Here is a 1,012-nt window from a genome sequence, read left to right on the forward strand (position 1 = left end):
GTTGTACACCCGGTTGCGCAAGTCCCCGTATTTCTGGAAGTCCAGGGCGCATGGCGTGGCGATGTACAGCGTGTACAACCACACGTACCACCCGCGGCACTACGGCGATCCCGTCGCCGAGTACTGGCACCTGCTCAACGGCGTGACTCTGTGGGACGTGGGCGTCGAACGCCAGCTGCAGATCTCCGGGCCCGACGCGTTCGACTTCACCAACACGCTCGTCCCCCGTGACCTGCACAAATGCGCCGTCGGGCAGTGCAAGTACGTGTTCATCACCGCTCCCGACGGCGGCATCATCAACGACCCCATCCTGCTGCGGGTCGAGGAGAACACGTTCTGGCTCTCTCTCGCCGACAGCGACGTCGGCCTCTGGGCGAGGGGCCTGGCGTACAGCGGCGGCTGGGACGTCGAGATCAAGGAGGTCGACGTCGCGCCCGTGCAGGTGCAGGGCCCGAAGTCCAAGGATGTGATGGTCGACCTGTTCGGCCCGTCCATCCTCGACATCCCCTACTACTACCTGCGGTCCTACCAGCTCAACGGTATGAACGTCGTGGTCAGCCGCACCGGATACACCGCGGAGGTCGGCTACGAGATCTATCTCTATGACGCCACCGAGAACGCGAGCCGGCTCTGGGACGCCGTCTGGCAGGCCGGCCAGCTGCATGACATGCGCGTCATCGGCCCGTGCCACATCCGCCGTATCGAGGGCGGCATGCTCTCCTATGGTGCCGACATCACGCTGGACACCAATCCGATGGAGGTCGGGTACGACTACCGCTGGATGGTCGACCTCGACCAGGAGGCCGACTTCGTCGGCAAGAAGGCACTCCGTCGGATCCGTGAGAACGGCCCCACCCGGCTCATGGTGGGCGTGGAGATCGGCGGCGACCCGCTCGGCTCCTACAACGACGGCTCGATGATCGAGCCGTTCGAAGTGCTCGCCCCGTCGGCGACCCACCGGGAGACGATCGGCCGAGTCACCAGCGCCTGCTACTCCCCGCGCCTGGAACGC

Annotated in this window: 1 protein-coding gene; it reads left to right on the top strand. The window is 65.5% G+C overall.

Features of this window, described 5'->3' with window-relative positions:
• Position 1: 1 nt before the first annotated feature.
• On the top strand, positions 2 to 1,012 hold a 1,011-nt coding region (locus ELR45_RS28390), incomplete at its 3' end, for an aminomethyltransferase family protein (protein WP_420813966.1).

The sequence above is a fragment of the Phytoactinopolyspora endophytica genome (genome assembly GCF_004138495.1).
Classification (GTDB): domain Bacteria; phylum Actinomycetota; class Actinomycetes; order Jiangellales; family Jiangellaceae; genus Phytoactinopolyspora; species Phytoactinopolyspora endophytica.